The following is a 22,853-nucleotide window of genomic DNA, read 5'->3' on the forward strand; positions in this document are numbered from 1 at the left end:
CCGGATCAGCCACCGGTGCGCGCGGCGTTCCCCCAGGAACGCTTGATCTGGTCGACCAGCGGCGCCGGCAAAGGCAGGTAGCCGAGCGCGGTGGCGTCGTCGGCACCCGTCTCGAAGGCAAGCCGGAACAGGTCGTGGACGCGTGCGATGCGTCCGGCGGCGCGATTGCGCGGCACGACCACGAAGGTCGCGGCGGCGATCGGATAGACGCCCTCGCCGGAAAGGTCGGTCAGCTTGACGAAGAAGTCCCGGGCATTGGCCCAGTCGGCAGCCTCCGCTGCGCGGCGGAAACCGACGGCATCCGGCTGGATGAACTGCCCGTTGCGGTTCTGCAGCGTGGCAAAAGCCAGGCTGGCGCGCCGCGCCTGGCCGAACTCGACATAGGCGATGCCGCCTTTGGTCGCCGCGACCGCCCGGACGATGCCCTGCGATCCCTCGGCACCGGTTCCCGACGGCCAGGCGATCAGCGTGTCGGCGCCGAATTTCGCCTTCCATTCCGGGCTGACCGAGGAGAGATATTCGGTCAGGGCGAAGGTCGTGCCGGAGCCGTCCTTGCGGTGCAGCAGCGCGATCCTGAGATCGGGCAGGGTCAGGTCCGGATTGAGCGCCCTGATCGCCGGATCGGACCAGTTCTGCAGCCGGCCGAGAAAGATATCGGCGAGAACCGGGCCGGAGAGCCTGAGCTTGCCGGCGGCGACACCGTCGATATTGGTGACGATCGCGACGCCGCCCAGCACGATGGGGAACTGCGCCAGATTGCGCTGGGCGAGATCCGCTGGTGGGATCGGCGCATCGGTCGCCGCGAAATCCATCTCCGGCTGCGCCAGCCGCATGATGCCGGCCAGCGACCCGACCGGCTCATAGTCGACTGTCCAGTCCGGCGACGTATAGCTGCCGCCATCGGTGCGCGCGGTCTCGTAATTCTTCGCCCAGCGCCCAATCACCGGCGCTGCGAACGTCGATCCCGCGCCGCGGATGGGCTCGGCCTGCGCCGGCAAAGAACTGACTGAGGCAATGAGAACGGCAGCCAGCGCGCACAATAACCGAGAGCTGATCGCACGCATGGCAGATCTTTCACTTTACAAGACGAGGCATGATTACGCAGCGTCCGCACGTACAAAGGACAACAACCCGCTGACCTGATCAGTCAGGTTTTCATCACTATTTCTCGACTATGGCGCAGCGATTTGACATCGCGGTGACAGGTGTCTTGCGCTTGCGATTTTTCCCTTGCGACAAGGGACGGGTATCCGGATCTGACCCCATCCGGCCGGGATCGCCCTCACGGGTGGCGGGCTGTCACGCCGGCCGACGGGCCTTGACCGCCCAGGCCCGCGCCACGAGGCGGATCGGGCCATGACCCCCCAGCGTGCCGGCAAGGCGCGCTTTCAGGCTTGCGCGATGATCCTCGGCGAGGCTGGCGCAATAACCGGGAGCTGGCCCGGCGCCGAGCGTGAAGGGGCGCCAGAACGCCTCGAAATCAGGAAAGCGGGTTTCGATGTCGATCGGCTCCACGGCAAGCGACCGCAGATCGGCTTGCCGGCAGATCACCAAGAGGCCGTCGCCTGTGCAGAAGGGAAACCGGCTCGCCTCGTCCAGGGCGCTGGCCGCGGGATCGATGTCGGCTGCCGCCTTCCAGAAGGCATCGATGAAGCCGATGCCGCCGCCGGGATAGTCCCAGACATAAAATGACAGCGGCCGTCCGGCTTCAGCACCCGTTGCATCTCTCGAAGTGCGGATGCCCGGTCCGCAATGAAGTTCATGACGAGCCCGGAGGTGACGACGTCGATGCTGGCGTCCTCGCGCGGCAGTTTCCGCGCGTCCGCCATTTCGGCCTGGAGGCGCGGGTCATCGACCACGGAGCGGAGATGGGCAATGAAATCCGCCGAGGGGTCGATCGCCAGGATCGATCGCGGCTCCGCTTCGGCCAGGATGGCTGCCGTCAGCGCGCCCGTGCCGCACCCAATCTCGAGCCAGGCGGCATCGCGCGGCGGCGCCAGCCAGGCGACGAATTTCGCCGCGATCCGCCGGCTCCAGCGACCCATATAGTGGTCGTAGCTCCGTGCCGCGCTCCAGCCGTCGAATGCGTCAGGTGCCTTCATCGTCCGCTCACATTGACGGAATCAATGGTGCTCGTCTGCCGCCAAACGATGTGCTCATTCGGGATGGTCGTCCATCCCGCCGGCGCGTTGGCGCTAGCGCGACGTCCATGTGGGCCAGACCACCGCGGCCAATGACGATGGCGACCCGAACAAGCCCAGTTCGGACCGAAGGCCCGGGACGCTGCAACCGCGGTCGCCCGTCTCAGCTCCGGCGACGGCCTCTGAATACGGCCTCGGCCCGCCACGAACCGTCCGCCTGTTCGGCCTCGCCGATCCAGCGGAACGACACCGCGGTCAGCTGATCGAAGCTCCACCGGATCGGCTGTCCGTCGGAGCCGGTGCCGGTCTGGACGATGCGCCCCGCTTCGCCATGGGCCTGCAGCACGTCCAGGGTTCCCGACACCGGGTTGAGCCAGACGACCTGCCAATGCCGGGTCGCGGGATCCAAGGTTCGCAGGCTGGTGCCGTAGCGGCTGTGCGGATGGCTTTGCCGCGCTCCGCCCGCGCCACGCGGCGGCGCGATCCAGACATCCTGCACCGCGCGGCCCTCCAGCACGCGGCAGAACAGCCACTCGCCCCGCCCCTCGATCGTCGCGCCGGCGGTGGTGAAGTCCCAGGTGTCGACATCCCAGATGCCGAGCAGCGGCGCATAGATGTCATCGCTCGCCAGCATGTCGGACGACCGCCCCGCGGACAGCAAGGCTGCGGAAAAATCACGCTGCAACGCCCTGACGTCACCGCGCCTGGCCGTCATGGCTCGACGCTCCACCGGCCGGTCCTGATCCAGATGCCCTCGTAGTCGACCGGCATGCCCCGGGGGTCGACCGTCAGGATCGCGGTGAACCCGCTCGGCACATTGGTGTAGCGCACCCGATCCGCGGCGATCCGTTCATATCTCTGGTGCGTCGGTTCGATCGCGAGACCCGGCAGGCGCACCCAGGCCGCGGTCACGTCGAGCACCGATCCTGGCGCGGCGGCGAGCCTGCGAATGGGCAGCAGGTTTGTCGCCGGTGTCCACTCGATATCGATGTCGGTGCAACCATCGAGCTGAGCTGCGGGCAGGTCATCGACAAGCCACGAGGCGGCAGCCGAGCGACGCAGCCTGAGGCTTGGCTCGCGCCCGCGATGAGCGCAGGTGAGTGTCAGTGCGAATGCCTGGTCGAGGTCAGCTGAACAGGTCAGCTCGTAGTGGCAAAGGGCTGGCGCATCGCCGGAAACGGCGACGATGCTGCCGCAGACGACCAGCCCGCCGCCAACCTGTTTCACGCTGCAATGTTCATAAGCCTTGTCGTCGAGGACGCGACGCCAGACCGTGCTGGACAAGACCACCGCCGGAAATTCACGATCAGCGTCCGCCACGACCGCCCCCGTCCCCAGTTGCGTGCCAATCTATCGCAAACCGCCGCCACCCGATCTTGGCGAAAATTGCTCCGTGGTTCGACCCGCGAACAGCTTTGCAGCGACGCCGGCGCGCCGCAGGCCCATCGATCGCGGGCCATTGCAATCCCTGGCGGGATTGCCTACCAAGGTCCGGGCGATGGGCGCTAAATCATTGAATTAGCTTCACATTGACGATGGCTGCAGCCACCTCGGGGGCCGCCGCCGGATCTGCCGCTGGAGAGGGCCCGATCATGCCTCAGGGAGCGCGCGGCGTCACGGACACCTCACGGCTGCCGGCCCTGCGGTCCTATCAGTCGTGGATCGCCAACGAGACGCTCGAGGATTATTCGCTGCGCTACGCGGCCCGCTCGTTCCGCCGCTGGTCGCCTTTCGTCATTGCCAATACCGCGCTTGGCGGCATCTCCTTCCTGGCGCTGGAAGCCATCGGCGGCGCCATCACGCTGAGCTACGGCTTCGCCAATGCCTTTCCGGCGATCCTGGTGGTCTGCTTCTTCGTCTTCGTCACCAACCTGCCGGTCGCCTATTATTCCAGCCGCTACAATATCGACATGGACCTGCTGACGCGCGGCGCCGGTTTCGGTTACATCGGCTCGACGATCACCTCGCTGATCTACGCGACCTTCACCTTCATCTTCTTCGCGCTCGAAGGGGCTATCATGGCCCAGGCGCTCCAGCTCTACGCCGACATACCCCTGGTCGTCGGCTACATCATCTCGTCCCTGGTCATCATCCCCATCACCTTCATGGGGGTGACGATGATCTCGAGGCTGCAGATGCTGACCCAGCCGATCTGGATCGCCATGCTGCTGACGCCCTTCGCCTATATCGCGATCGGCCATCCGCAGGTGTTCAAGCAATGGCTGGCCTTCACCGGCAGCGACCAGGGCGGCGGCCAGTTCGACGCCCTGGCCTTCGGTTCGGCGGTGGGCGTGCTCTGCGCGCTGGCGATCCAGATCGGCGAGCAGGTCGACTACCTGCGCTTCCTGCCGGACAAGACCCGGCAGAACCGGTTCCGCTGGTGGCTGGCGGTGATTGCCGCGGGTCCGGGCTGGATCGTCATTGGCGGCTTCAAGATCTTGTGCGGCAGCCTGCTGGCGGTGCTGGCGGTCTCCGCCGGCCTGCCCCGCGCCACCGCGCTCGAACCCATCCACATGTATATCAAGGCCTATGAGTTCGTCAGCGCCGATCCGGCCATCGTGCTGGCAGCGGCGGCGATCTTCGTGCTGATCTCGCAGGTCAAGATCAACGTCACCAACGCCTATGCCGGCTCGCTCGCCTGGTCGAACTTCTTCGCCCGGGTCACCCACTACCATCCCGGCCGGGTCGTCTGGCTGGTTTTCAACATCCTGATATCGCTTCTGTTGATGCTGCTCGGCATCTTCCAGACGCTGGAACTGGTGCTCGCGGTCTATTCGATCATCGCAACCGCCTGGATCGGCGCGCTGTTCGCCGACTTGGTCATCCTGAAGCCGCTCAAGATCAGCCCCTCCTTCATGGAGTTCAAGCGCGCCCATCTCTACGACTTCAACCCGGTCGGTTGCGGCGCGATGGTCCTGGCGTCGGTCGTCGGGGTGATCTGTTTCACCGGCCAATGCGGCGCGCTGGCGCAGGCCTATGCCGCGCCGATGTCCTTCGTCATCGCGGTGGCCAGCGCCACGCTGATCGGCATCGCCACCAAGGGCCGCTACTATCTGGCCCGCACCCCGGTCGCCATGACCGGCACCGGCCAGGCCAGCATTCGCTGCGAGATCTGCGCCCATGACTACGAGCGCCCCGACATGGCCTATTGCTCGTTCTACGAACGGCCGATCTGCTCGCTCTGCTGCAGCCTGGAATCGCATTGCCACGACGCCTGCAAGACCTCGCTGAGCGCGCTGGAGACGTCGCGGTCGCTCTATCTCGGCCGCTCGTTCACCGCCAAGATCGCCCCCCATATGGGCCAGCGCCTGCTCAAGGTCGGCGGCGTCCTGGTCGCGCTGGCGGTGGTCACCGCCGCCGTCTTCCTGTTGACCTACCGGCTGATCGAGCCGCGCCTGGACGGACCGCATCTCGACAACGGGGCACTGCTGCTCCGGGTCTTCCTCGCGGTGCTGCCGCTCCTGTGCATCGGCGCCTGGTGGATCGTGCTGTCGCACGAGAGCCGCGAACTGGCGGAGCGCGACCTTGTCGCTTCGCTGGAAAAGCTCGGCGAGACGCAGCAGGAGCTGGCGCGCAACGAACGGCTGGCCGCGATCGGCCAGATCACCGCCACCGTCAGCCACGAACTGCGCAATCCACTCGGCACGCTGGTGACCTCGGCCGATATCCTGCGCCGGTCGCTGAAGGATATCGGCGAGCCCGCGGCGGGCGAGTTGCAGCGGCTTCAGCGCAATGTCTGGCGCTGCGTCCGGATCATCGACGACCTCCTGGATTTTTCGCGCAGGCAGGCACTGGTCCTGGCGCCCATTGCCATCGACGCCTGGGTCGAGCAGCAGGTGGCCGACCAGGACATGGTCAAGGGGCCGACCCTGACCTTAGACCTTGAAGCCGACACCCATGTGCCGGCTGACGGAGAACGCTTGCGCCAGGCTTTCGTCAACGTGCTCCTGAACGCCGCCCAGGCTTGCGAAGGCCGCGCGGCCGGCAGCGCCCGGATCGTCGTTTCGACCCGCCGCGACGGCGGCGAGGTGGTTCTCGCCATATCCGACAATGGCGGCGGCATGCGCCCTGATGTCGCCCAGCGTGTGTTCGAGCCACTGTTCAGCACCAAGGCCTTCGGCGTCGGGCTCGGCATGCCCCTGGTCAAGCGTATCGTCGAGCAACATGGCGGCACGGTCGCGATCGACACGACCGAAGGCCGGGGAACCACCGTATCGCTCCACCTGCCGGGCAAGCCTGCGAGGCCACAATGAGCCAGGACCGCCAGCAACCTTTGGCCCGCGCCGGCGCGGATGGCGCTGCCGGCCCCGACGCCGGCGGCACCAGGCGCAGCGTACTGGTGGTCGATGACGACATCGATTTCGCCGCCAGTCTCGCCGGCCTGCTGCAGCTCGACGGTTACGACGTCGCGGTGGCCCATGATCCCGAGGCGGCGCTGACTTGCCTCGACCGGCAATCCATCGCGGTGGCGCTGGTCGATGTCCGCCTCGGCCTCGGCAACGGCATCGACCTGGTGCGCAGCCTGCGCCGGCGCGATCCGGACCTGGTCTGCGTCATGGTCACCGCCTTCGCCTCGATCGATACCGCGGTGGAGGCCCTGCAGGCCGGCGCCTATGACTATCTCTGCAAGCCTTTCCACAGCGAGGACCTGCTCGCGACGCTGGCCCGCTGCTTCGAACGCATCACGCTTTATGCCCAGAACCGGCGCGCCGCCGAACGGCTGGGCCAGATCCAGCGGATGGAGGCGGTCGGGCAATTGACCAGCGGTGTTGCCCATGATTTCAACAATGTGCTGGCGGTGCTCTACGCCAATCTGCGCCTGCTGCAGGAGCGCGTCACCGATCAGCCCGCGCTGCTCGAGCTGGTCGACGACGCACTGGATGCGGCCGGCGCCGGCACCGAACTGACCGAACGCCTTCTGGCCTTCGGCAGGGTGCAGCCGACCAACACCACCGTCACCGACCTGCGCGAGCAGCTGCCGCCGCTGATGCGCATGTTGCGCCGGACGCTTGGCGAGACCATCGCCATTTCGCTGCGCATGGACGGCGATCTCGATGCTCTCGACATCAATCGCATCCAGCTGGAAACAAGCCTGCTCAACCTCGCCATCAATGCGCGCGACGCCATGCCCGACGGCGGCGACCTACGCTTCGACGCGCGCAACACGATCATCACGCCTGACCATGCCCATGCCGTGCCGGGCCTCTTGCCTGGCCGCTATGTCGTGCTGTCGGTGATCGACACCGGCCACGGCATGTCGCCAGCGGTACGCGGCCGGGCGCTCGAGCCGTTCTTCAGCACCAAGACGCCGGGGCACGGCAGCGGGCTCGGCCTGGCCATGGTCGACAGCTTCGTGCGCCTGTCCGGCGGGCGCCTCGCGATCGACAGCGCGCCGGGTCAGGGCACGACCGTCAATCTCTATCTGCCCAGGGCCGCGGCCGGCGCCGTTCAGGCCTCGGGCGGCGGCGCGAACATGTAACCGACACCCCGAATGGTCTTGATGAACTGAGTGTCGCGCGCGTCATCCTGCAGCTTGCGCCTGATCTTGCCGATCAGCACGTCGATGCTGCGGTCATAAGGCGTCCAGTCCCGGTTCGCGACGATGTCCAGGATCTGCTCGCGCGACAGGATGCGGCCGCGGCGGCTGACCAGCGCTGTCAGCAGCTGGAATTCCTGGCTGGTCAGCCTGACCTCCTCGCCTCCGGGCGACGACAGCCGATAGCGTGCCGGATCGAGCCGCCAGCCGGCGAAACTCATGACCTGCGACGCATGCTGCGCGGCCGGATCGCCGGTCGCCACGCGATTGCCGAACCGGCGCAGGACGGTGCGGATGCGCGCCAGGAGCTCGCGCGGTTCGAACGGCTTGGTGACATAGTCGTCGGCGCCCATCTCCAGGCAGACCACCTTGTCGATCGTCGTGTTCTTGCCGGACAGCATGATCAGCGGCAGGTCGTATTGCAGGCGCAGATTGCGCGCCAGCGTGATGCCGTCCTCGCCGGCCGGGAAGGTGAGGTCGAGGATGATCAGGTCGAACGACATGTCGGCCAGCGCGCGCCGCATGGCGCGGCCGTCATGGGCGGCGGCGGTGACATAACCTTCGCTGGTGAAAAACTTGCTCAAGAAACCGCACAGCCGACGGTCATCGTCGACGACAAGGATCCGCGATTTGGCATCGGCAGCCGACATGTCCGAACGATAATCGCAAATCGGCGCGCCGGTCGAGCCGGGCGAAGCACCGACACGCGCCGTAGCCATCCCGGCTCCGGCCGTCGCCGGGCCGTTGTGCCTGCTCGCGACGCCATTCGGTCCGGCTCCCCGGCCAGGAAAGACCCGATAACCGGCTGAAATCATGCCGCTATCCTTTTCAGCCCCGGCCGTGCCGGCAATGACGGCACCGGAGCCGGCCTTTACAAAAAATTACAAAGCCTCGGGTCTTCGGATTCATCGCGGTTACACGCCCAACCTAGCCTTCCGGTCAAGACGGCGGCGGCGATCGGGCATGTGTGATGCCCGGCGCCGATGACACGGGGGCGCGGCAAACGTGACCTCCAGTGCGCCTCGAGGTCCTGGGAGGGACACCATGCCGAAAACCGTATTCTCGGTGGATCTGAAAAAGGCGCCTGAACAGCAGGCGATCAAGACCCACAACCGCTGGCATCCCGACCTGCCCATGGTCGAAACCTTCAAGCCCGGCGATGTCTTCCGGGTCGAATGTTACGACTGGACCGGCGGTCAGATCGGCAACAATGACAGCGCCAACGACGTCCGCGACGTCGACCTGACCCGTGTCCACTATCTCAGCGGGCCCTTCGGCGTCGAAGGCGCGGAACCGGGCGACCTGATGGTCGTCGATATTCTCGATATCGGCGCCTTCCCCGAGTCCGAATGGGGCTTCAACGGCATTTTTGCCAAGGAGAACGGCGGCGGTTTCCTCACCGAGCACTATCCGGAGGCGCGCAAGTCCTGCTGGGACTTCCAGGGCATCTACACGACCTCAAGGCATATTCCACGGGTCCGTTATCCCGGCATCATCCATCCCGGCTTGATCGGCTGCCTGCCGGACCACAAGCTTCTGGCCGAGGCCAACCGCCGCGAGGCTGCGCTGATCGCCACCGATCCCGAGCGCGTCCCGCCCTTGGCCGCCCCGCCCCATGCGGCGACCGCGCTGATGGGCCAGATGAGCGGCGACGCCGCCAGAAAAGCGGCAAGCGAAGCCTGGCGCACGGTGCCGCCGCGCGAGCATGGCGGCAATTGCGACATCAAGAACCTGTCGCGCGGCTCCAAGGTCTATTTCCCGGTTTATGTGAAGGGTGGCGGCCTCTCGATGGGCGACATTCACTGGTCCCAGGGCGACGGCGAAATCACCTTCTGCGGCGCCATCGAAATGGCCGGCTGGATCGATATCGGCGTTGGCCTGATCAAGGGCGGCATGGCCAAATACGGCATTACCAACCCGATCTTCAAGCCGAGCCCGATCGATCCGCATTTCGACGACTACCTGATCTTCGAGGGCATTTCCGTCGACGAGCACACCGGCGAGCAATATTACCTCGATGCCCATGTCGCCTACCGGCGCGCCTGCCTCAACGCCATCGAATATCTCAAGAAATTCGGCTACACTGGCGAGCAGGCCTATATGATCATCGGCACCGCGCCGGTCGAAGGCCGGATCAGCGGCATTGTCGACATTCCCAATGTCTGCGCGACGCTCGCCATCCCGACAGCCATTTTCGACTTCGACATCAACCCCAATTCAACCGGGCCCACCCGCCAGGTCTCCGGGGTCGACGTCGCCAGGACGACCTGAACCGCAGCATCCGCCAATGGCGGGAATGCGTCGCCGGCCGGGGCATGCCCCGGCCCGGGGGATCTGTCTCGGGGGGAGGTGCAGCCATGCTGCTCGGTCTGAATCTGCTCTATGTCGGCGCCGTGCTGTTTCTCAACGGCCTCTGGCTTCTCGGCAAGGTCGACGACAAGGAGATCGTCGTCATCAACATCGTCTCGGGTTTCGTGACGCTCTGCGTTTCGCTCTCCTTTGCCTTCGGGCCGGGCGCCAACGCGGCCTCGATCAAGGCCGCGGCCCTGATCCTGCTGTTCACCACGACCTATCTGTGGGTCGCCTATAACCGGTTCGTCGCGGTCGACGGGCGCGGGCTCGGCTGGTTCAGCCTGTTCGTCGCCATCACCGTCACCCCGATTTCGGTGCTGAGCTTCACCTCGGCCCAGAGCACCATCGACGTCTGGCTCGGCTTCAACTGGGCCATATGGGCGATCGTCTGGTTCATGTTCTTCCTGCTCCTGGCCCTGAAGCGCCCGATCCAGCACGCCACCGGTTTCGCCACCCTCGCCGCCGGCGTGGTGACCGGCTGGCTGCCGGGCTTCCTGCTGCTTCAGGGCAAGCTTTGATCCGTGCCGGGCGGGCGCCAGGTCCGCCCGGCCGCTTGTCGTTCCAGGAGACGGAAATGCCGCTCTACAATTATGTCTGCAACGCCTGCGGCCCGTTCGAGTCGTGGTCGTCCATGTCCGAGGAAGACCGCGGCTGCGCCTGCCCGGACTGTTCGGGTGCCAGTGAGCGCGATGTCGCAGCCCCTCATCTCGGCCTGATGAACACCACGCTCAGGCGGGCGCTCGCCCGCTCGGAAAAGAGCACCAGCGAGCCGAGCGTCGTCAAACGCAGTCATCTCGCCGGCTGCGGCTGTTCGCTCTGCAAGGTCAGCAAGAAGCCGCCGTCGGTGCGCCGGCGCTGGATGATCGGGCATTGATATCAGGCATATGATGCCCGGCGAGGCACCCGCTCGGCCAAGGCCAGGCGGGTGCCTCCGATTGCGGCCCCAAGATCGCTCAGGCCGCGTTGCTCCGCGAGGTGGCGAGCGCGCCGATCGCGTCGGCGGTCGCCGCCGACAGGGTCCAGCCGAGATGGCCGTGGCCGGTATTGTAGAGCACACGCGGGTTCCGCCCGCGCATGACGCGCGGCAGCATGTCCGGCATCATCGGACGCAGGCCGGCCCAAGGCACCACCTGGCGGGTGTTGATGCCCGGGAAATGCGCCCGGCACCAGGCGATCAGCGGGTCGATGCGCTCGGCCCGGATGTCCTTGTTGGCGCCGTTGAACTCGGCCGTTCCGGCAACCCGGAAACGCGCCGCGCCCAGCCGGCTGGTGACGATCTTGGCCTTGTCGTCGAGCAGGCTGGTCCAGGGTGCCGCATCCTGGTCGGCCTGGTCCGGCAGGTTCACCGTGATCGAATAGCCCTTGACCGGATAGACGTTCACCCGGTCGCCGACCTGCCGGCCGAGCTCGCGCGACATGACGCCACCACAGACGACGACCTGGTCGAACCGGTCGATCCCGACCGGCGCATCGCCGGCTTCCGTCGTAGGCTCGACCGACCGGCTGGAAATGCTGACCGCCAGATCGGTCGCGGCGACATGGGTGACCTCGGTCGCCAGCCGCATGGTGACGCCGAGCCGCTCGCAGGCGCGCGCCAGGCCATGGGTGAACTTGTGAATGTCGCCGGTGAAATCGGACGGCGTGTAGAAGCCACCGTAGAATTGGCCCTTGAGCGCCGGCTCGATCGACCGGATTTCCTCCGGCGTCACCGCGCGCCGTTCGAGCCCGCCCTTGGCGAGCAGTTTCGAGACACGCGCGGCCGCCTCGAAATCCGCCTTGGTGTGGTAGAAGTGCAGGATGCCGCGGGTTTCGCAGTCGAAGTCGATGCCCTCTTCCACCGCCATGCGGATGAGATGGGCCCGGGCTTCGACAGCGAGGCGGGCCGTCGAGACGGTGTTCTCTTCATATTTCGGGATCGCCGCGACGAACTCGGCCATCCAGGACAGCTTGTGCCAGGACGGCGTCGGGTTCACCAGCAACGGCGCCCCTGGCGTGAACATCCATTTCAGCCCCTTGAGCACGGTCGCCCAGCTGTTCCAGACCTCCGCATTGGACGCCGACAGCTGCCCGCCATTGGCGAACGACGTCTCCATCGCGGCATAGGGGTGGCGGTCGAAAACCGTCACGCGGCAGCCGCGCTTGGCCAGATTATAGGCTGTGGTGATGCCGGTGATGCCCGCGCCGATCACGGCGACCTTGGGCCCTTGCTCTGAATACATAGGCGCTCCTTCCCGCTCATGCGGGTTCGAACGCCCCCTCTGTCATTGGCCTGAGAGCATCACCGCCGCTCACGGACTGAGCAGCGACTTACACCGTCGGCGGGAGCATGCGGCTCCACTTTTCAGAGTCCAAAATCGAACGCGGTCTTTTTGCCTGAGAGTTTCCGGGGCGGTTGCTCCGTCGGCGCCTTCCTGTCGACCATGACAGGACGGTCTCTTCCGCGTCGACTGGCTCTTCCGCCTTCCGGCACCGCCTGTCAAGACCGACATAGGCCGGAGGCCCTATGCCTGCCGGATGGGGGTCTGGCAGCTGGACCGGAATGCCATAGTCTGCGAGGTCAGGGCCGTGCCCGCTTCCGCGTCGATGCGCGCTCGCTTCATGCCTTCCGACGATCATTGAGCCGTCACTTTTTCAATTGATCCGTACGACCACCCCATTGATCGAACCCGTGAGCCTTCCAAGAATGTCCGCCGCCCCATCAGACAACGACATCATCTATCCGGTCCTGACCCCGCCCGAAGCGGGCGAAGTCATCGAGATCGCGCCGGGTGTCCTGTGGACCCGTCTGCCGCTGCCGTTCCGCCTGAACCACGTGAACATCTATCTGATCGAGGATGGCGACGGCTGGGCGGTGCTGGACACCGGCATCGACGATCGTGTGACCCGCGCGGCCTGGGAAGCCCTGGTCTCTGGCCCGCTCAGAGGCCGGCGCCTGACCCGGCTGATCGTCACCCATTTCCATCCCGACCATATCGGCCTTGCCGGATGGCTCGCCGAACGTTTTCAGATCCCGCTGATCACCAGCCAGACCTCCTATCTGAGCTGCCTCAACATCTCGCTCAGCCCCAACGCGCTCGATGCCAAGCTCTATCGCGACTTTTATCTGAGCCATGGGCTCGGCGCCGAACTGACCGAGCTGGTCAGCACGCAGGGCAACGAATATCTCCGGATGGTGGCAAACCTGCCCGGAACCTTCCTGCGCATTGTCGGCGGCGATACCATCGAGATCGGCGGGCGGGTGTTTTCCGTGCGCGTCGGCGACGGCCACGCAGCCGAACAGATCATGCTGCATTGCCCATCCGACAAGATCCTGTTCGTCGCCGATCAGGTGCTCGCCAAGATCACGCCGAATGTCAGCGTCTGGGCGGTCGATCCGCATGGCGATCCGCTCGGGCTCTTCCTGCGCTCGCTGCGTGCCTTGAACGCCGATATCCCGGATGACACCCTGGTCCTGCCCGGGCATCAACTGCCCTTCATCGGCATCCATCTGCGCAGCGCTCAGCTCATCGCGCATCACGAATCCCGCTGCGCGGCGCTGCTCGAAGCCTGCCGCGAGGCGCCGCGCTCCGCCGCCGATCTCATCCCCATCATCTTCCCGCGCAAGCTTGACGCGCATCAGACGAGCTTTGCCTTCAGCGAGGTCCTGGCGCATGTCAATTACACGCTCAACCAGGGCCAGTTGGTGCGCACCGGCAAGAGCGACGTGGTCGAATATTTCGCGGCCGGGTGATCGCGCCGGACCAGCCTCAAGGCAGGTCTTCGCCTTTCGGGGCTTATGAAGCGGCCGCCGCCGCGCTATGACGGCGGTATCCGCCGGGCCGTGGCGCTCTGCCCCTGCCCCGCGTCGGAAGCCCTGAGCCAAGGGACGCCGCAGCGGAGCCCAGGTGCCGAATGAACGAAAGACCGAACCGGCGATGACGGCCTCAACCGAAGGCCCGGTGCGAACCAGGCGCGGCGAGACATCGCTGCTCGTTCATGTGTCGATGGCGCATCTGGTCAGTCATTTCCACATCATGACGCTGCCCGCGCTGATTCCGCTGCTGCCGGGCTATCTCGGCGTGAGTTTCGTCGAAGTCGGCGTCGCGCTTGCCGTCTTCAACCTGGTATCGCTGGTGGTGCAGACGCCGATCGGCTTTCTCACCGACAGGTTCGGCGCGCGCCGCATGCTGGTCGGCGGCCTCATGCTGGGCAGCGCCAGCTTCCTGTCGGTGGCATTGTTCGACAGCTATCCCTGGCTGCTGGTCGCCATGGCCGCGGCGGGTTTTGCCAATGGCGTCTATCATCCCGCCGACTATGCCTTGCTGTCCTCCGGCATTGATGAGGACAGGATGGGCCGCGCTTTCTCGATCCATACCTTCGCGGGTTTCCTCGGCACGGCGATCGCCCCCGCAGTCCTGCTCGGCATCGCATCGCTGACCAGCGTCAAGATGGCTTTTGCGACCGCTGGCCTGCTCGGCCTGGCGGTCGCGGCCTTGCTGCTGACCGGCTCGTCCCGGCCGTCGGCCGCCAAGAGCCGTGTTCCGGCCAGCCCGGCGGGCGGACGATCCGGCCTGTTCACGCCCGCGGTCATGACCTTGACCGCCCTCTTCATGCTGCTCAACCTCAGCACCGCCGGCATCCAGAACTTCTCCGTGGCGGCCTTTGTCGCCGGTTATGGCGTCGACCTGGCGCTGGCCAATCTGGCGCTCACCGTGTTCCTGTTCTCGAGCGCCTTTGGCGTTCTGGCCGGCGGCACGCTCGCCGACCGCACCAGCCGCCACGGCCATCTCACGGCCGGCGCCTTCCTCGCCACAGCACTTCTGGTGTCGATCATCGCGCTGGTCCGGCTGCCGCCCGTCGCCCTGGTCCTGCTGATGGCCGCGGCCGGCTTCCTGTCGGGCGTCATCACCCCCTCGCGCGACATGCTGGTTCGGGCTGCGGCCCCGCCCGGCGCCGAAGGCCGGGTCTTCGGCATCGTCTCCACCGGCTTCAATATCGGCGGCGCGGTCGGCCCGCTGCTGTTCGCCGGTCTCTTGGACCATGGCTATCCCCAGGGCGTGTTCGGCACGGCGGTGGTCTTCATGTTGCTGACCGTCGCCTTGGCCCTGTACCAGGAGCGCGGACGGACGACCCGATAGGCGTACCGGCGCGGCGCGGTTGATCAAGCCCACGCCAGACCCGATCAGCCGCCCCGGCCGATCCGGCGGAGAATGACGAGCCCGATCAGGGTCACGACCGCGACATGACCGAAGGCCAGGACCCAGCCGAAGGCGCTCGCCGGGCCGGCCAGGTCCAGCGCGATGCCGACACCCAAGGGCCCGAAAAAGCCGCCGGCGTAACCGCACATGCTGTGCAGGCCCATGGTCGCCCCGCGCCGGCCCGGCGTGGCGGCCTGGACGGTGCCTGCCGTCAAGGCCGAGCTGTCGAGATAGATCGCCGCGTTCCAGAGCAGCACTGAGATCGCCGCCAGTGGCGCCGAGATCATGCTGGACCAGCCGGTGACCAGCGCCAGGACCGCGGCCGCCCCCATCGCCACGGCAACCACACGCGCCCGGCCGAACCGCTGCGCCGTCTCGTTGCCGAGGATCGACACGGCGATGCCGACAAGGCCGGCCACGGTGAAGATGATCGTCGGGCCGGGCAGCCAGCCCGGCGCCCCGTCCCGCGCGATCGTCAGGCCAAGAAAGGTCACGGCCCAGGCGCGCAAGGCCGCGAGCTCCCAGGTATGCACGGTATAGCCGGCGATCCAGGCCATGGCGGCGCGGTTCTTGAAGACCGGCCGGAAGTCCAGCAGCGCTGATGGCGCCGGGGCGTCCGCAAGCCGGAGCGGAACGCTGCGCGGCATGACCGCGACGCCAATGCCGAAGGCGATGGCTGCCGCCGCGGCGCCAAGCAGGAAGGCCAGGACGGGGCCGCCGATCGCATCGAGCATGCCGGCAATCGCAAAGGACACGGCGCCGGCGATGCCGACGCCGGCGGCGTGCCAGGAGACCGCGCGCGACTGGGCGTCGCCCTCCAGCCGGTCGGCGATCGCCTTCAGTCCAGGCATATAGCAGCCAGCCCAGCCGATGCCGGCGACGGCCCGAAGCGCCAGCCCGCTCCAGAAACCCTCCGCCAGCAGGGCGAAACCGAGATGGGCCGCTGCCGTCAGCGTCGTGCCGAACAGATAGATCCGGCGCGCCGGAACCCGGTCGGTCAGCGCGACCAGAACCGGCACGGCCACCACATAGGCGGCGAAATAGGCGCCGACCAGCCAGCCCGCCTCGGTTGCCGAAAGCGACCAGCCCGTGATGAAGCCGGGCAGCAGCGCCGGCAAGGTGAAGGTGCCGATCTGCGCCAGCACCTGGGCCGCGACCACGGCGCCAACGAAGCGCGAAGCGATCATGGCGGGCTCATCACCGGGTTTGCTTGTCGAGACGATCATCCGCTGCCGCGGTCGGCCGGAACATATTCGGCCGTCTTCTCGGCCCGGACGAAGCACAGCGCGATCAAGGCGACGATGCCGAAGGCACTCGACACCACCAGCGCGCCGGATCCCCAGCGCTCGATCAACAGGCCGAACAGCAGTGGCGCGGCAGCTTGCGCGATCCGGGCCGGCGCGCCGATGAGGCCCAGGCGATAGCCGTAATTGTCAGGGCCGAAGATCGCCAGAGGCACGGTGCCGCGGGCGATCGTCAGAACGCCATTGCCCGAGCCGTGCAGAATGGCGAAGGCGCCGGCCGCTGCGCCGCCACCGAACAGCCCGAGCACGGCCGCGCCGATCGGATGGGTGATGGCCGCGAGCCTGGCCGAGAGCAAAGGGTGGAAGCGGTTCAGCAAACCCGCTTCGACGAGGCGCGCGGCGACCTGTGCCGGGCCGATCAGCGCGCCTGCCGCAATCGCCTCGGTCGCAGAGGCGCCGGCGGCCTGCAGCAATCGCGGCAAATGTGCCGCCATGGCGCCGGCGACCAGATAGGTCAGCGCGAAGGCGATCGACAGCAGCACCATGTTGCGGTCCCAGGCGACCGACCCCGTTGGTCCGGCCGTCGGTGCCGCTTGCGCCGTTTCGGTCCGCGGCAAGAGAAACCAGTTGAGCGGCAGGCCGATCAGGAGATGGGCTGCGGCCCAGGCAAAACAGGTTGGCCGCCAGCCATATTCGGCGAGCCCCCAGGCGGTCAGCGGCCAGCCGATGGTACTGGCGAAACCGGCGATCAAGGTGATGCCTGTTATCGTCGAGCGGGCCGACGCCCCATAGATCCGGCCGAGCGTCGCAAAGGCCGTGTCGTAGAGACCGAGCGCCATGCCGACGCCGAGCACCAGCCAGGCGAGCCACATGACGAACTGGGATTGCGCCAGGCCGAGCAGGATCAGGCCGGCGGCAAAGACCAGGCTCGACAGGGCCAATACGCCACGCCCGCCGACGGCATCGATGGTCCGGCCGATCCGCGGACCGAGCACGGCGGAAGCGAGCAGTGCGACGGAAAAGGCCGCGAAGATCCAGGCGCTCGACACGCCGAGATCTCTGGCCATCGCATCGGCGAGGATCGCCGGCAGATAATAGCTGGAGGCCCAGGCCAGGGTCTGGGTGGTTCCAAGAACGATAGTGATGCTTAGCCGGCTCCTCGACATCGCTCAGGCGCAGCAGGCAGCGGTTGGGCCGGACGCCGTTTCACGCCTCGGCGCGGCATCGACCGAGCCGCAGCCACATCCCTCCCCGCCCGCCTGCCTCACAGCCTCGTCCGTTCGGCAGCAGGCAGCGGCATCCGCCTCGGCCGGGCCGCCACAGCAACCCGTCGTTTCCGTCGACGAGCGCGAGGCGCTGCACACCCCGGTCTCGGGCAGCACCAGTTCGACGCGCCGGGCCGCCTCGTGATCGCCGGCGATTTCAGCGACGATCGAGCGCACCTGCTCATAACCGGTCAGCATCAGGAAGGTCGGCGCGCGGCCGTAAGACTTCATGCCGGCGAAATAGAAGCCGGGTTCGGGCTGGGCCAGTTCGCGCGCGCCATGCGGACGCACCGTGCCGCAGCTATGCTCGTTCGGATCGATCAGCGGCGCCAGCAGCGGCGGGCATTCGAGTGCCGGGTCGAGACCGAGCCTGAGCTCGCCGAGGAAACCGAGATCGGGCCGGAAGCCGGTGGCCACCACCAGTTCGTCGACGTCGACATGGCGGCCGCAACAGGCCGAGCCGGCGCCGATGCGCAAACCAGCTTGCGTTGCCGTGATATGGGAGACGCGGAACTCCGTCTCGATCCGGATGCGCTTGTCCGCAACCAGGCCGGCGAGCACGGAACCCAGTTCGCCGCGCGCTGCCAGCGCATCATTGGCGCCACCGCCGAACGATTTCGCCGGGTCCTTGCCGCGCAACAGCCAGATGACCGAGGTGGCTGGCTCCGCGGCCGCGAGGCGCGCCAGGTCAATCAGCGTTCCCACCGCCGAATGGCCGGCGCCGAGCACGGCAACGGTCCGCCCGGAATAACGATGATGGCCGGCACCGCCGACATCCGGCATGCCATAGGCGATCCTGGCGGACGCCGCCGCCTCGCCGATCGCCGGCAGGCCATTGGCGCCGGCCGGATTGGGCGACGACCAGGTGCCGGAGGCATCGATCACCGCATCGGCGAGAACCGTCTTCGGTCCGGCGCCGTTCTGGTAGCGGATCTCGAAGGGTGCTTCGGCCCGGCCCCCGGTCTTCACCTTGTCGAAGCCGACGCGGCTGATGCCGGTGACCCGGCTCGATGTGTGGATATGATCCTTCAGCGCGGTACGGGCCGCCAGCGGCCACAGATAGCCTTCGATCAGCTCCGCGCCGGTCGGGTACTGCGCGGGATCCGGCGAGTTCCAGCCGGTGGCGGTCAAGAGCCTGGCGGCGGCCTTGTCGACATTGAACTCCCAGGGCGAGAACAGCTGGACGTGGCGCCACTGACGAACCGCGTCGGCGATCTCAGGACCGGCCTCGAGCAGGACAGGCTCAAGCCCCCGCTCCAGCACATGCGAAGCCGCCGCCAGCCCGACCGGCCCACCACCGATGATCGCCACCGTCGTCCGCTTCTCCGCATTCATGTCTCGTTCCTTCCGGAAATACCGAATTAAAGCGCAAAAAGAAGATCAGGCCGCCTGCTCGGCGGACGATGCGCCGGCGCATCCGGCATCGGCGCAGCATTCCTCGACCAGGAAATCGACCAGCCCGCGCATCACGTCGTAATTGGCCCGGCAGATCAGCGTGGTCGCCTGCCGCTCCTGGGCGATCAGGCCGACGATCAGCAGCGACTTCAGGTGATGCGACAAGGTCGATGCCGCGACATCCAGGCTCGCCTGCAGCTTGCCGACGCTGAGGCCCGCGTGGCCGGCGCGCACCAGGGTGCGATAGATCCGCAGGCGTGTCGGATTGCCGAGCGCTTCAAGGCGGGCGGAGGCGTCATCGATGTTCATGGTCGTGAGACTGGCTGATCTTTTGCTTGCCGTCAACCGTATTTCCGGAATTACCGAAATAGCATCGTCGACCTCGGGCGTGGAAGCCTTTGGCGCAAGCTGTCGCGAGGTTCAACCATCGCTCAGCATATCGAGGACGGGACAGGTCGGTGTTTCCCCGCCTGAGCACTGATCGACCGTCTTCGTGAGAATGACTTCGAGCCTGCGCAGATCCGAGATTTTGGTCCTGACATCATCGAGATGGGTCATGGTCAGCGCCTTGACGTCCGCGCAGGACCTGTGACCGGGCTCCGCCAAGGCCAGAAGAGCCCTGATGTCCTCGATCCCGAAACCCAGTTCGCGCCCACGCCGGATGAAGGAGAGCCGGCGCGCGTGCTCGGCGCCATAGATCCGATAGCCGCCGGCAGTTCGGCCTGGTTCGGCCATCAGGCCGATCCGCTCGTAATAGCGGACTGTCTCCAGATGGACGCCGGCCGCATCCGCCAGTTTGCCGATCGTCAGGCCGCGCATGGTCGTGCTCTTTTTCGCTTGAGCCCGTAGTGACTACGGGGTTCAGCATAGATCGGTCGCGCGAGGAAGACATCCATGGCCCGTCACAAACCACAGCTCACATCGATCCTCACCTGCCCCGATTGCGGACATAGGGCCGCCGAGAGCATGCCGATCGACGCCTGCCAGTTCTTCTATGAATGCAAGGCATGCCGGACCTTGCTCAAGCCGAAGCCGGGCGATTGTTGTGTATTCTGCTCCTATGGCGACGTGCCGTGTCCACCGATCCAGGAGGCACGAGCCGGCGGACAGGCTGACCCATGTTGTGGCGGAGGCGGTCATGGCTGACGAATGCGACGCCTGTTCTGACGCCCGGACCAAGGACTGGGCCAGCGACTGGCGCACCCTTGCCGGGCTCTGGGGCATTCCCGGCGCCGCCATGCTCGCCGCGGGATGGCTGGAACCGCTGCCGCGCGCCGTCATCTGGACCGTCATGCTCATCTGGATGGGTGCCGCCTGCGTCATCAATGCCCGCCGCTGTGGCCGGACCCATTGCCGATTGACCGGGCCGTTCTTCGTCGTGATGGCGGCTTGTGTGGTTGGCTACGCCGCCGGACTGCTGCCTCTCGGTCCTCATGGCTGGGCCATCCTTGGCGGCACTATCCTGCTTGGCAACGCGGCCCTGTGGTGGGGCAGCGAGCGCGCCTGGGGCATGTTCTCGCGTTAGAATGTCATGGCCCCGGGCAGCCTTGGAGAACAGGGTTCGAGCATCTGGCCGGGCGCCGCGCTCGTTCTTTTCGCTAGGCCGTCCGGGTGATCACTTCGCCGTCTTCCTTGGTGAACACCCCAATGGCCGGATTGGGCAGGATATCGAGCACCACCTCGGACGGCCGGCACAGTCGCGTGCCCTTGGGTGTCTCGACGATCGGCCGGTTGATCAGGATCGGATGTGCCATCATCGCATCGATCAGGGCATCGTCGCCGAGCGCGGGATCGTCGAGGCCGAGCGCCGCATAAGGCGTATCCTTCTGGCGCAAGAGGTCGCGCGGTGAGATCGCCATGGCGGCCATGAGTGCGACCAGCCGTGCGCGGCTCGGCGGATCTTTCAGATAGTCGATCACCACCGGATCCTCGCCGCTCTGGCAGATCATGGCGAGCGTGTTGCGGGACGTGCCGCAGGCCGGGTTGTGATAGATCGTGACGGTCATGGCTGGAGCTCGGCTTTCGAAGAATTGACGCCAACCGATCCGGGCTGGAGCAGCCAGGTCATCAGTGCCAGCGCACAGACGGCGCCGATCACCTCGGCGACGATGAACCCCGGCAGATCCCATGGCCGGATGCCGGCAAAGGTATTGGTCAGCGCGCGCGCGATCGCCACCGCCGGATTGGCGAAAGATGTCGAGGCGGTGAACCAATAGGCTGCGGTGATGTAGAGGCCGACCAGCCAGGGAATGGCGGATGGCGCGAAGCGGAGGCCACCGAGAATGGTGGCGACAAGGCCGAAGGCCGCGACCCATTCGGCGAACCACAAGGCGCCACCGGTGCGGACCTTCAGCGCCAGGTCGATCATTGGCAGGGCGAACATCAGGTGCGCGATGATCGTGCCGGCGATGCCGCCGAGGATCTGGGCCGCCGCATAGGAGGCCGCCTCAGCGATCGGCAATTCGCGCCTCAGAGCGAAGACCAGCGTCACCGCCGGGTTGAAATGGGCGCCCGACACCGGTCCGAGAATGGTGATCAGCACCACCAGGATGGCGCCGGTCGGCAGCGTGTTGCCAAGTAGCGCCAGGGCGACGTCCCGGGTGAGGTTTTCGGCCATGATGCCGGAGCCGACGACGGTTGCGACCAGGATCGCCGTGCCGAGCGCTTCCGCAGTCAGCCGGCGTGGCAAATCGAACCCAAGCATCACCGTGGCTCCGGCCTCGGCGGCGTCGCGCCCTCCAGCCGGCCGATCGCCCGCAGCTCGTGGTGCAGCGCCATGCGGTCGAGAGTGTCAAATGGCAGCACCGCGAAGACCGACAGGCGCGCTTTCAGATAGCGCGCGGCTGCGACGAAGGCCGCAGTCCTCTCCACCGTCGTGCCCTCGACGGCGGCCGGATCCTCGATGCCCCAATGCGCGGTTGCCGGGTGCCCTGGCCAGACCGGGCAGACCTCGCCCGCCGCGCTGTCGCAAACGGTGAAAATGAAATCCATCTCGGGCGCGCCGGGCGCCGCGAACTCGCTCCAGCTCTTCGAGCGCAGCCCTTCGGTCGGATAGCCGAAGGAGGCCAGCACCTGAAGCGCGAGCGGATTGACCTGCCCCTTCGGCGTGCTGCCGCCGGAGAAGGCGCGGAAGCGCCCCGCCCCATCCTTGTTGAGAATGACCTCCGCCAGGATCGAGCGGGCGGTATTGCCGGTGCACAGGAACAGGACGTTGAAGACGCGGTCAGCCATGGACGAGAACCTTCGGCGTGCAACACGGGGTCAGGTCTGCGATCAGCGGCGCGCACACCTCCGGCCGGCCACCGCAGCAATCTCTCAGCAGGAACAGCGTGAGTGCGTGAAAGCCTCCGAGGTCGGCGCGATAGAGGATCGAGCGGCTTTGCCGCTCGCCGATGATCAGGCCGGCGCGCGACAGGACCGCCAGATGCGCCGACATGGTGTTCTGCGGGACATCCATCAGGCGCGCCAGTTCGCCCGATGGCACGCCGTCGGGCTGGCGGCTGACCAGCAGTCGAAACGCTTCGAGACGGGTCGGCTGAGCCAAAGCGGCGAGCGCGAGAATGGCGGCTTCTGAATCCATATATCCGGATTATTGGATATATGTGACGTGTCGATGACGGTTCGCCTCCCGCGCCGATGGCGCGACACCGCGGGCAAGGGCATTCCCATCCGCAAGGCCACCGTCGAAAAAGTCCCCCGCGAGCGGCGAAACTACCCGTCCGGAGAGCTGGAAAGCCATTCCA

General features: G+C 66.6%; 25 protein-coding genes and 1 riboswitch. Of the genes, 9 read left to right on the forward strand and 16 right to left on the reverse strand.

The window, feature by feature from the left end:
* Positions 1-5: 5 nt before the first annotated feature.
* From pstS to E8M01_RS06800, 5 genes are all read right to left on the reverse strand, one after another.
* Positions 6-1,064: a phosphate ABC transporter substrate-binding protein PstS gene (pstS, locus tag E8M01_RS06785; protein WP_136959434.1), complete on the reverse strand. Its 1,059-nt coding sequence runs from the start codon at positions 1,062-1,064 to the stop codon at positions 6-8.
* A 235-nt stretch (positions 1,065-1,299) separates the two neighbouring features.
* Complete coding sequence (locus tag E8M01_RS35490; RefSeq protein WP_246088618.1) at positions 1,300-1,515, reverse strand: hypothetical protein; 216 nt, start codon at positions 1,513-1,515, stop codon at positions 1,300-1,302.
* A 32-nt stretch (positions 1,516-1,547) separates the two neighbouring features.
* The gene (locus E8M01_RS06790; RefSeq protein WP_246088619.1) at positions 1,548-2,102 is read right to left on the reverse strand and encodes a class I SAM-dependent methyltransferase; all 555 of its coding nucleotides are present in this window, start codon (positions 2,100-2,102) and stop codon (positions 1,548-1,550) included.
* Between the two features lie 202 nt (positions 2,103-2,304).
* Complete coding sequence (locus E8M01_RS06795) at positions 2,305-2,856, reverse strand: hypothetical protein (RefSeq protein ID WP_136959435.1); 552 nt, start codon at positions 2,854-2,856, stop codon at positions 2,305-2,307.
* The gene (locus E8M01_RS06800) at positions 2,853-3,461 is read right to left on the reverse strand and encodes a putative glycolipid-binding domain-containing protein (protein WP_170181808.1); all 609 of its coding nucleotides are present in this window, start codon (positions 3,459-3,461) and stop codon (positions 2,853-2,855) included. Before E8M01_RS06800 ends, E8M01_RS06795 begins: the two co-directional genes overlap by 4 nt.
* A 272-nt stretch (positions 3,462-3,733) precedes the next feature.
* Here E8M01_RS06800 and E8M01_RS06805 point away from each other — a divergent pair, with 272 nt between their 5' ends.
* A complete protein-coding gene (locus tag E8M01_RS06805) occupies positions 3,734-6,394 on the forward strand; it encodes an ATP-binding protein (protein ID WP_136959437.1) in 2,661 nt (886 codons plus the stop codon).
* Positions 6,391-7,620 (forward strand): response regulator, encoded by a 1,230-nt coding sequence (locus E8M01_RS06810; RefSeq protein ID WP_136959438.1) that lies wholly within the window; start codon positions 6,391-6,393, stop codon positions 7,618-7,620. Before E8M01_RS06805 ends, E8M01_RS06810 begins: the two co-directional genes overlap by 4 nt.
* Here E8M01_RS06810 and E8M01_RS06815 read toward each other — a convergent pair.
* Positions 7,590-8,327 carry a response regulator gene (locus E8M01_RS06815; protein WP_136964479.1) on the reverse strand — a complete coding sequence of 246 codons (738 nt, stop codon included), beginning with the start codon at positions 8,325-8,327 and terminating at the stop codon, positions 7,590-7,592. The two genes, E8M01_RS06810 and E8M01_RS06815, sit on opposite strands and share 31 nt — an antisense overlap.
* Before the next feature lie 394 nt (positions 8,328-8,721).
* Between E8M01_RS06815 and fmdA the strand changes: the two genes are divergently transcribed.
* From fmdA to E8M01_RS06830, 3 genes are all read left to right on the forward strand, one after another.
* Positions 8,722-9,948, forward strand: coding sequence for a formamidase (fmdA, locus tag E8M01_RS06820; protein ID WP_136959439.1), 1,227 nt, complete (start codon positions 8,722-8,724; stop codon positions 9,946-9,948).
* A gap of 86 nt (positions 9,949-10,034) precedes the next feature.
* Positions 10,035-10,547 (forward strand): AmiS/UreI family transporter, encoded by a 513-nt coding sequence (locus tag E8M01_RS06825; RefSeq protein WP_136959440.1) that lies wholly within the window; start codon positions 10,035-10,037, stop codon positions 10,545-10,547.
* Positions 10,548-10,603: 56 nt separating this feature from the next.
* Positions 10,604-10,903, forward strand: a complete 300-nt coding sequence (locus E8M01_RS06830; RefSeq protein WP_136959441.1) for an FmdB family zinc ribbon protein — start codon at positions 10,604-10,606, stop codon at positions 10,901-10,903.
* Positions 10,904-10,982: 79 nt separating this feature from the next.
* Here the strand turns inward: E8M01_RS06830 and E8M01_RS06835 are convergent, their stop codons facing one another.
* Positions 10,983-12,248, reverse strand: coding sequence for a D-amino acid dehydrogenase (locus tag E8M01_RS06835; protein WP_136959442.1), 1,266 nt, complete (start codon positions 12,246-12,248; stop codon positions 10,983-10,985).
* Between the two features lie 132 nt (positions 12,249-12,380).
* A riboswitch (glycine riboswitch) is annotated at positions 12,381-12,480 on the reverse strand.
* Positions 12,481-12,712: 232 nt separating this feature from the next.
* On the opposite strand from E8M01_RS06835, the gene E8M01_RS06840 reads away from it, so the two are divergent.
* Both E8M01_RS06840 and E8M01_RS06845 read left to right on the forward strand, forming a co-directional pair.
* A complete protein-coding gene (locus tag E8M01_RS06840; RefSeq protein WP_136959443.1) occupies positions 12,713-13,759 on the forward strand; it encodes an MBL fold metallo-hydrolase in 1,047 nt (348 codons plus the stop codon).
* A 154-nt stretch (positions 13,760-13,913) separates the two neighbouring features.
* Positions 13,914-15,146 carry an MFS transporter gene (locus E8M01_RS06845; protein ID WP_246088620.1) on the forward strand — a complete coding sequence of 411 codons (1,233 nt, stop codon included), beginning with the start codon at positions 13,914-13,916 and terminating at the stop codon, positions 15,144-15,146.
* Between the two features lie 44 nt (positions 15,147-15,190).
* Here E8M01_RS06845 and E8M01_RS06850 read toward each other — a convergent pair whose 3' ends face one another.
* The 5 genes from E8M01_RS06850 to E8M01_RS06870 all read right to left on the reverse strand — a co-directional run bounded on the left by E8M01_RS06850 (position 15,191) and on the right by E8M01_RS06870 (position 19,929).
* Entirely contained in the window at positions 15,191-16,393 is a 1,203-nt protein-coding gene (locus E8M01_RS06850; RefSeq protein WP_170181809.1) for an MFS transporter, read from the reverse strand.
* A 35-nt stretch (positions 16,394-16,428) separates the two neighbouring features.
* The gene (locus E8M01_RS06855) at positions 16,429-17,616 is read right to left on the reverse strand and encodes an MFS transporter (protein WP_136959445.1); all 1,188 of its coding nucleotides are present in this window, start codon (positions 17,614-17,616) and stop codon (positions 16,429-16,431) included.
* Between the two features lie 3 nt (positions 17,617-17,619).
* Entirely contained in the window at positions 17,620-19,050 is a 1,431-nt protein-coding gene (locus E8M01_RS06860; RefSeq protein ID WP_136959446.1) for an NAD(P)-binding domain-containing protein, read from the reverse strand.
* A gap of 45 nt (positions 19,051-19,095) precedes the next feature.
* Entirely contained in the window at positions 19,096-19,419 is a 324-nt protein-coding gene (locus tag E8M01_RS06865; RefSeq protein ID WP_136959447.1) for an ArsR/SmtB family transcription factor, read from the reverse strand.
* Between the two features lie 111 nt (positions 19,420-19,530).
* Positions 19,531-19,929 carry a MerR family transcriptional regulator gene (locus E8M01_RS06870; RefSeq protein WP_136959448.1) on the reverse strand — a complete coding sequence of 133 codons (399 nt, stop codon included), beginning with the start codon at positions 19,927-19,929 and terminating at the stop codon, positions 19,531-19,533.
* Positions 19,930-20,004: 75 nt separating this feature from the next.
* Here E8M01_RS06870 and E8M01_RS35495 point away from each other — a divergent pair, with 75 nt between their 5' ends.
* Positions 20,005-20,256 carry a GDCCVxC domain-containing (seleno)protein gene (locus E8M01_RS35495; RefSeq protein ID WP_136959449.1) on the forward strand — a complete coding sequence of 84 codons (252 nt, stop codon included), beginning with the start codon at positions 20,005-20,007 and terminating at the stop codon, positions 20,254-20,256.
* Positions 20,249-20,635: a hypothetical protein gene (locus E8M01_RS06880; protein ID WP_211596703.1), complete on the forward strand. Its 387-nt coding sequence runs from the start codon at positions 20,249-20,251 to the stop codon at positions 20,633-20,635. The genes E8M01_RS35495 and E8M01_RS06880 overlap by 8 nt, the downstream gene beginning before the upstream one ends.
* Before the next feature lie 73 nt (positions 20,636-20,708).
* On the opposite strand, the gene arsC is transcribed toward E8M01_RS06880, so the two are convergent.
* Genes arsC through E8M01_RS06900 form a run of 4 tightly spaced genes read right to left on the reverse strand, consistent with a single transcriptional unit; the run spans position 20,709 to position 22,690 of the window.
* Complete coding sequence (gene arsC, locus E8M01_RS06885; RefSeq protein ID WP_136959450.1) at positions 20,709-21,116, reverse strand: arsenate reductase (glutaredoxin); 408 nt, start codon at positions 21,114-21,116, stop codon at positions 20,709-20,711.
* Positions 21,113-21,814: an aquaporin gene (locus tag E8M01_RS06890; RefSeq protein WP_136959451.1), complete on the reverse strand. Its 702-nt coding sequence runs from the start codon at positions 21,812-21,814 to the stop codon at positions 21,113-21,115. The genes arsC and E8M01_RS06890 overlap by 4 nt, the downstream gene beginning before the upstream one ends.
* The gene (locus tag E8M01_RS06895) at positions 21,814-22,341 is read right to left on the reverse strand and encodes an arsenate reductase ArsC (RefSeq protein ID WP_136959452.1); all 528 of its coding nucleotides are present in this window, start codon (positions 22,339-22,341) and stop codon (positions 21,814-21,816) included. Before E8M01_RS06895 ends, E8M01_RS06890 begins: the two co-directional genes overlap by 1 nt.
* Positions 22,334-22,690 carry an ArsR/SmtB family transcription factor gene (locus tag E8M01_RS06900; RefSeq protein WP_136959453.1) on the reverse strand — a complete coding sequence of 119 codons (357 nt, stop codon included), beginning with the start codon at positions 22,688-22,690 and terminating at the stop codon, positions 22,334-22,336. The genes E8M01_RS06895 and E8M01_RS06900 overlap by 8 nt, the downstream gene beginning before the upstream one ends.
* Positions 22,691-22,853 lie beyond the last annotated feature (163 nt).

Source organism: Phreatobacter stygius (genome assembly GCF_005144885.1).
GTDB classification, from domain to species: domain Bacteria; phylum Pseudomonadota; class Alphaproteobacteria; order Rhizobiales; family Phreatobacteraceae; genus Phreatobacter; species Phreatobacter stygius.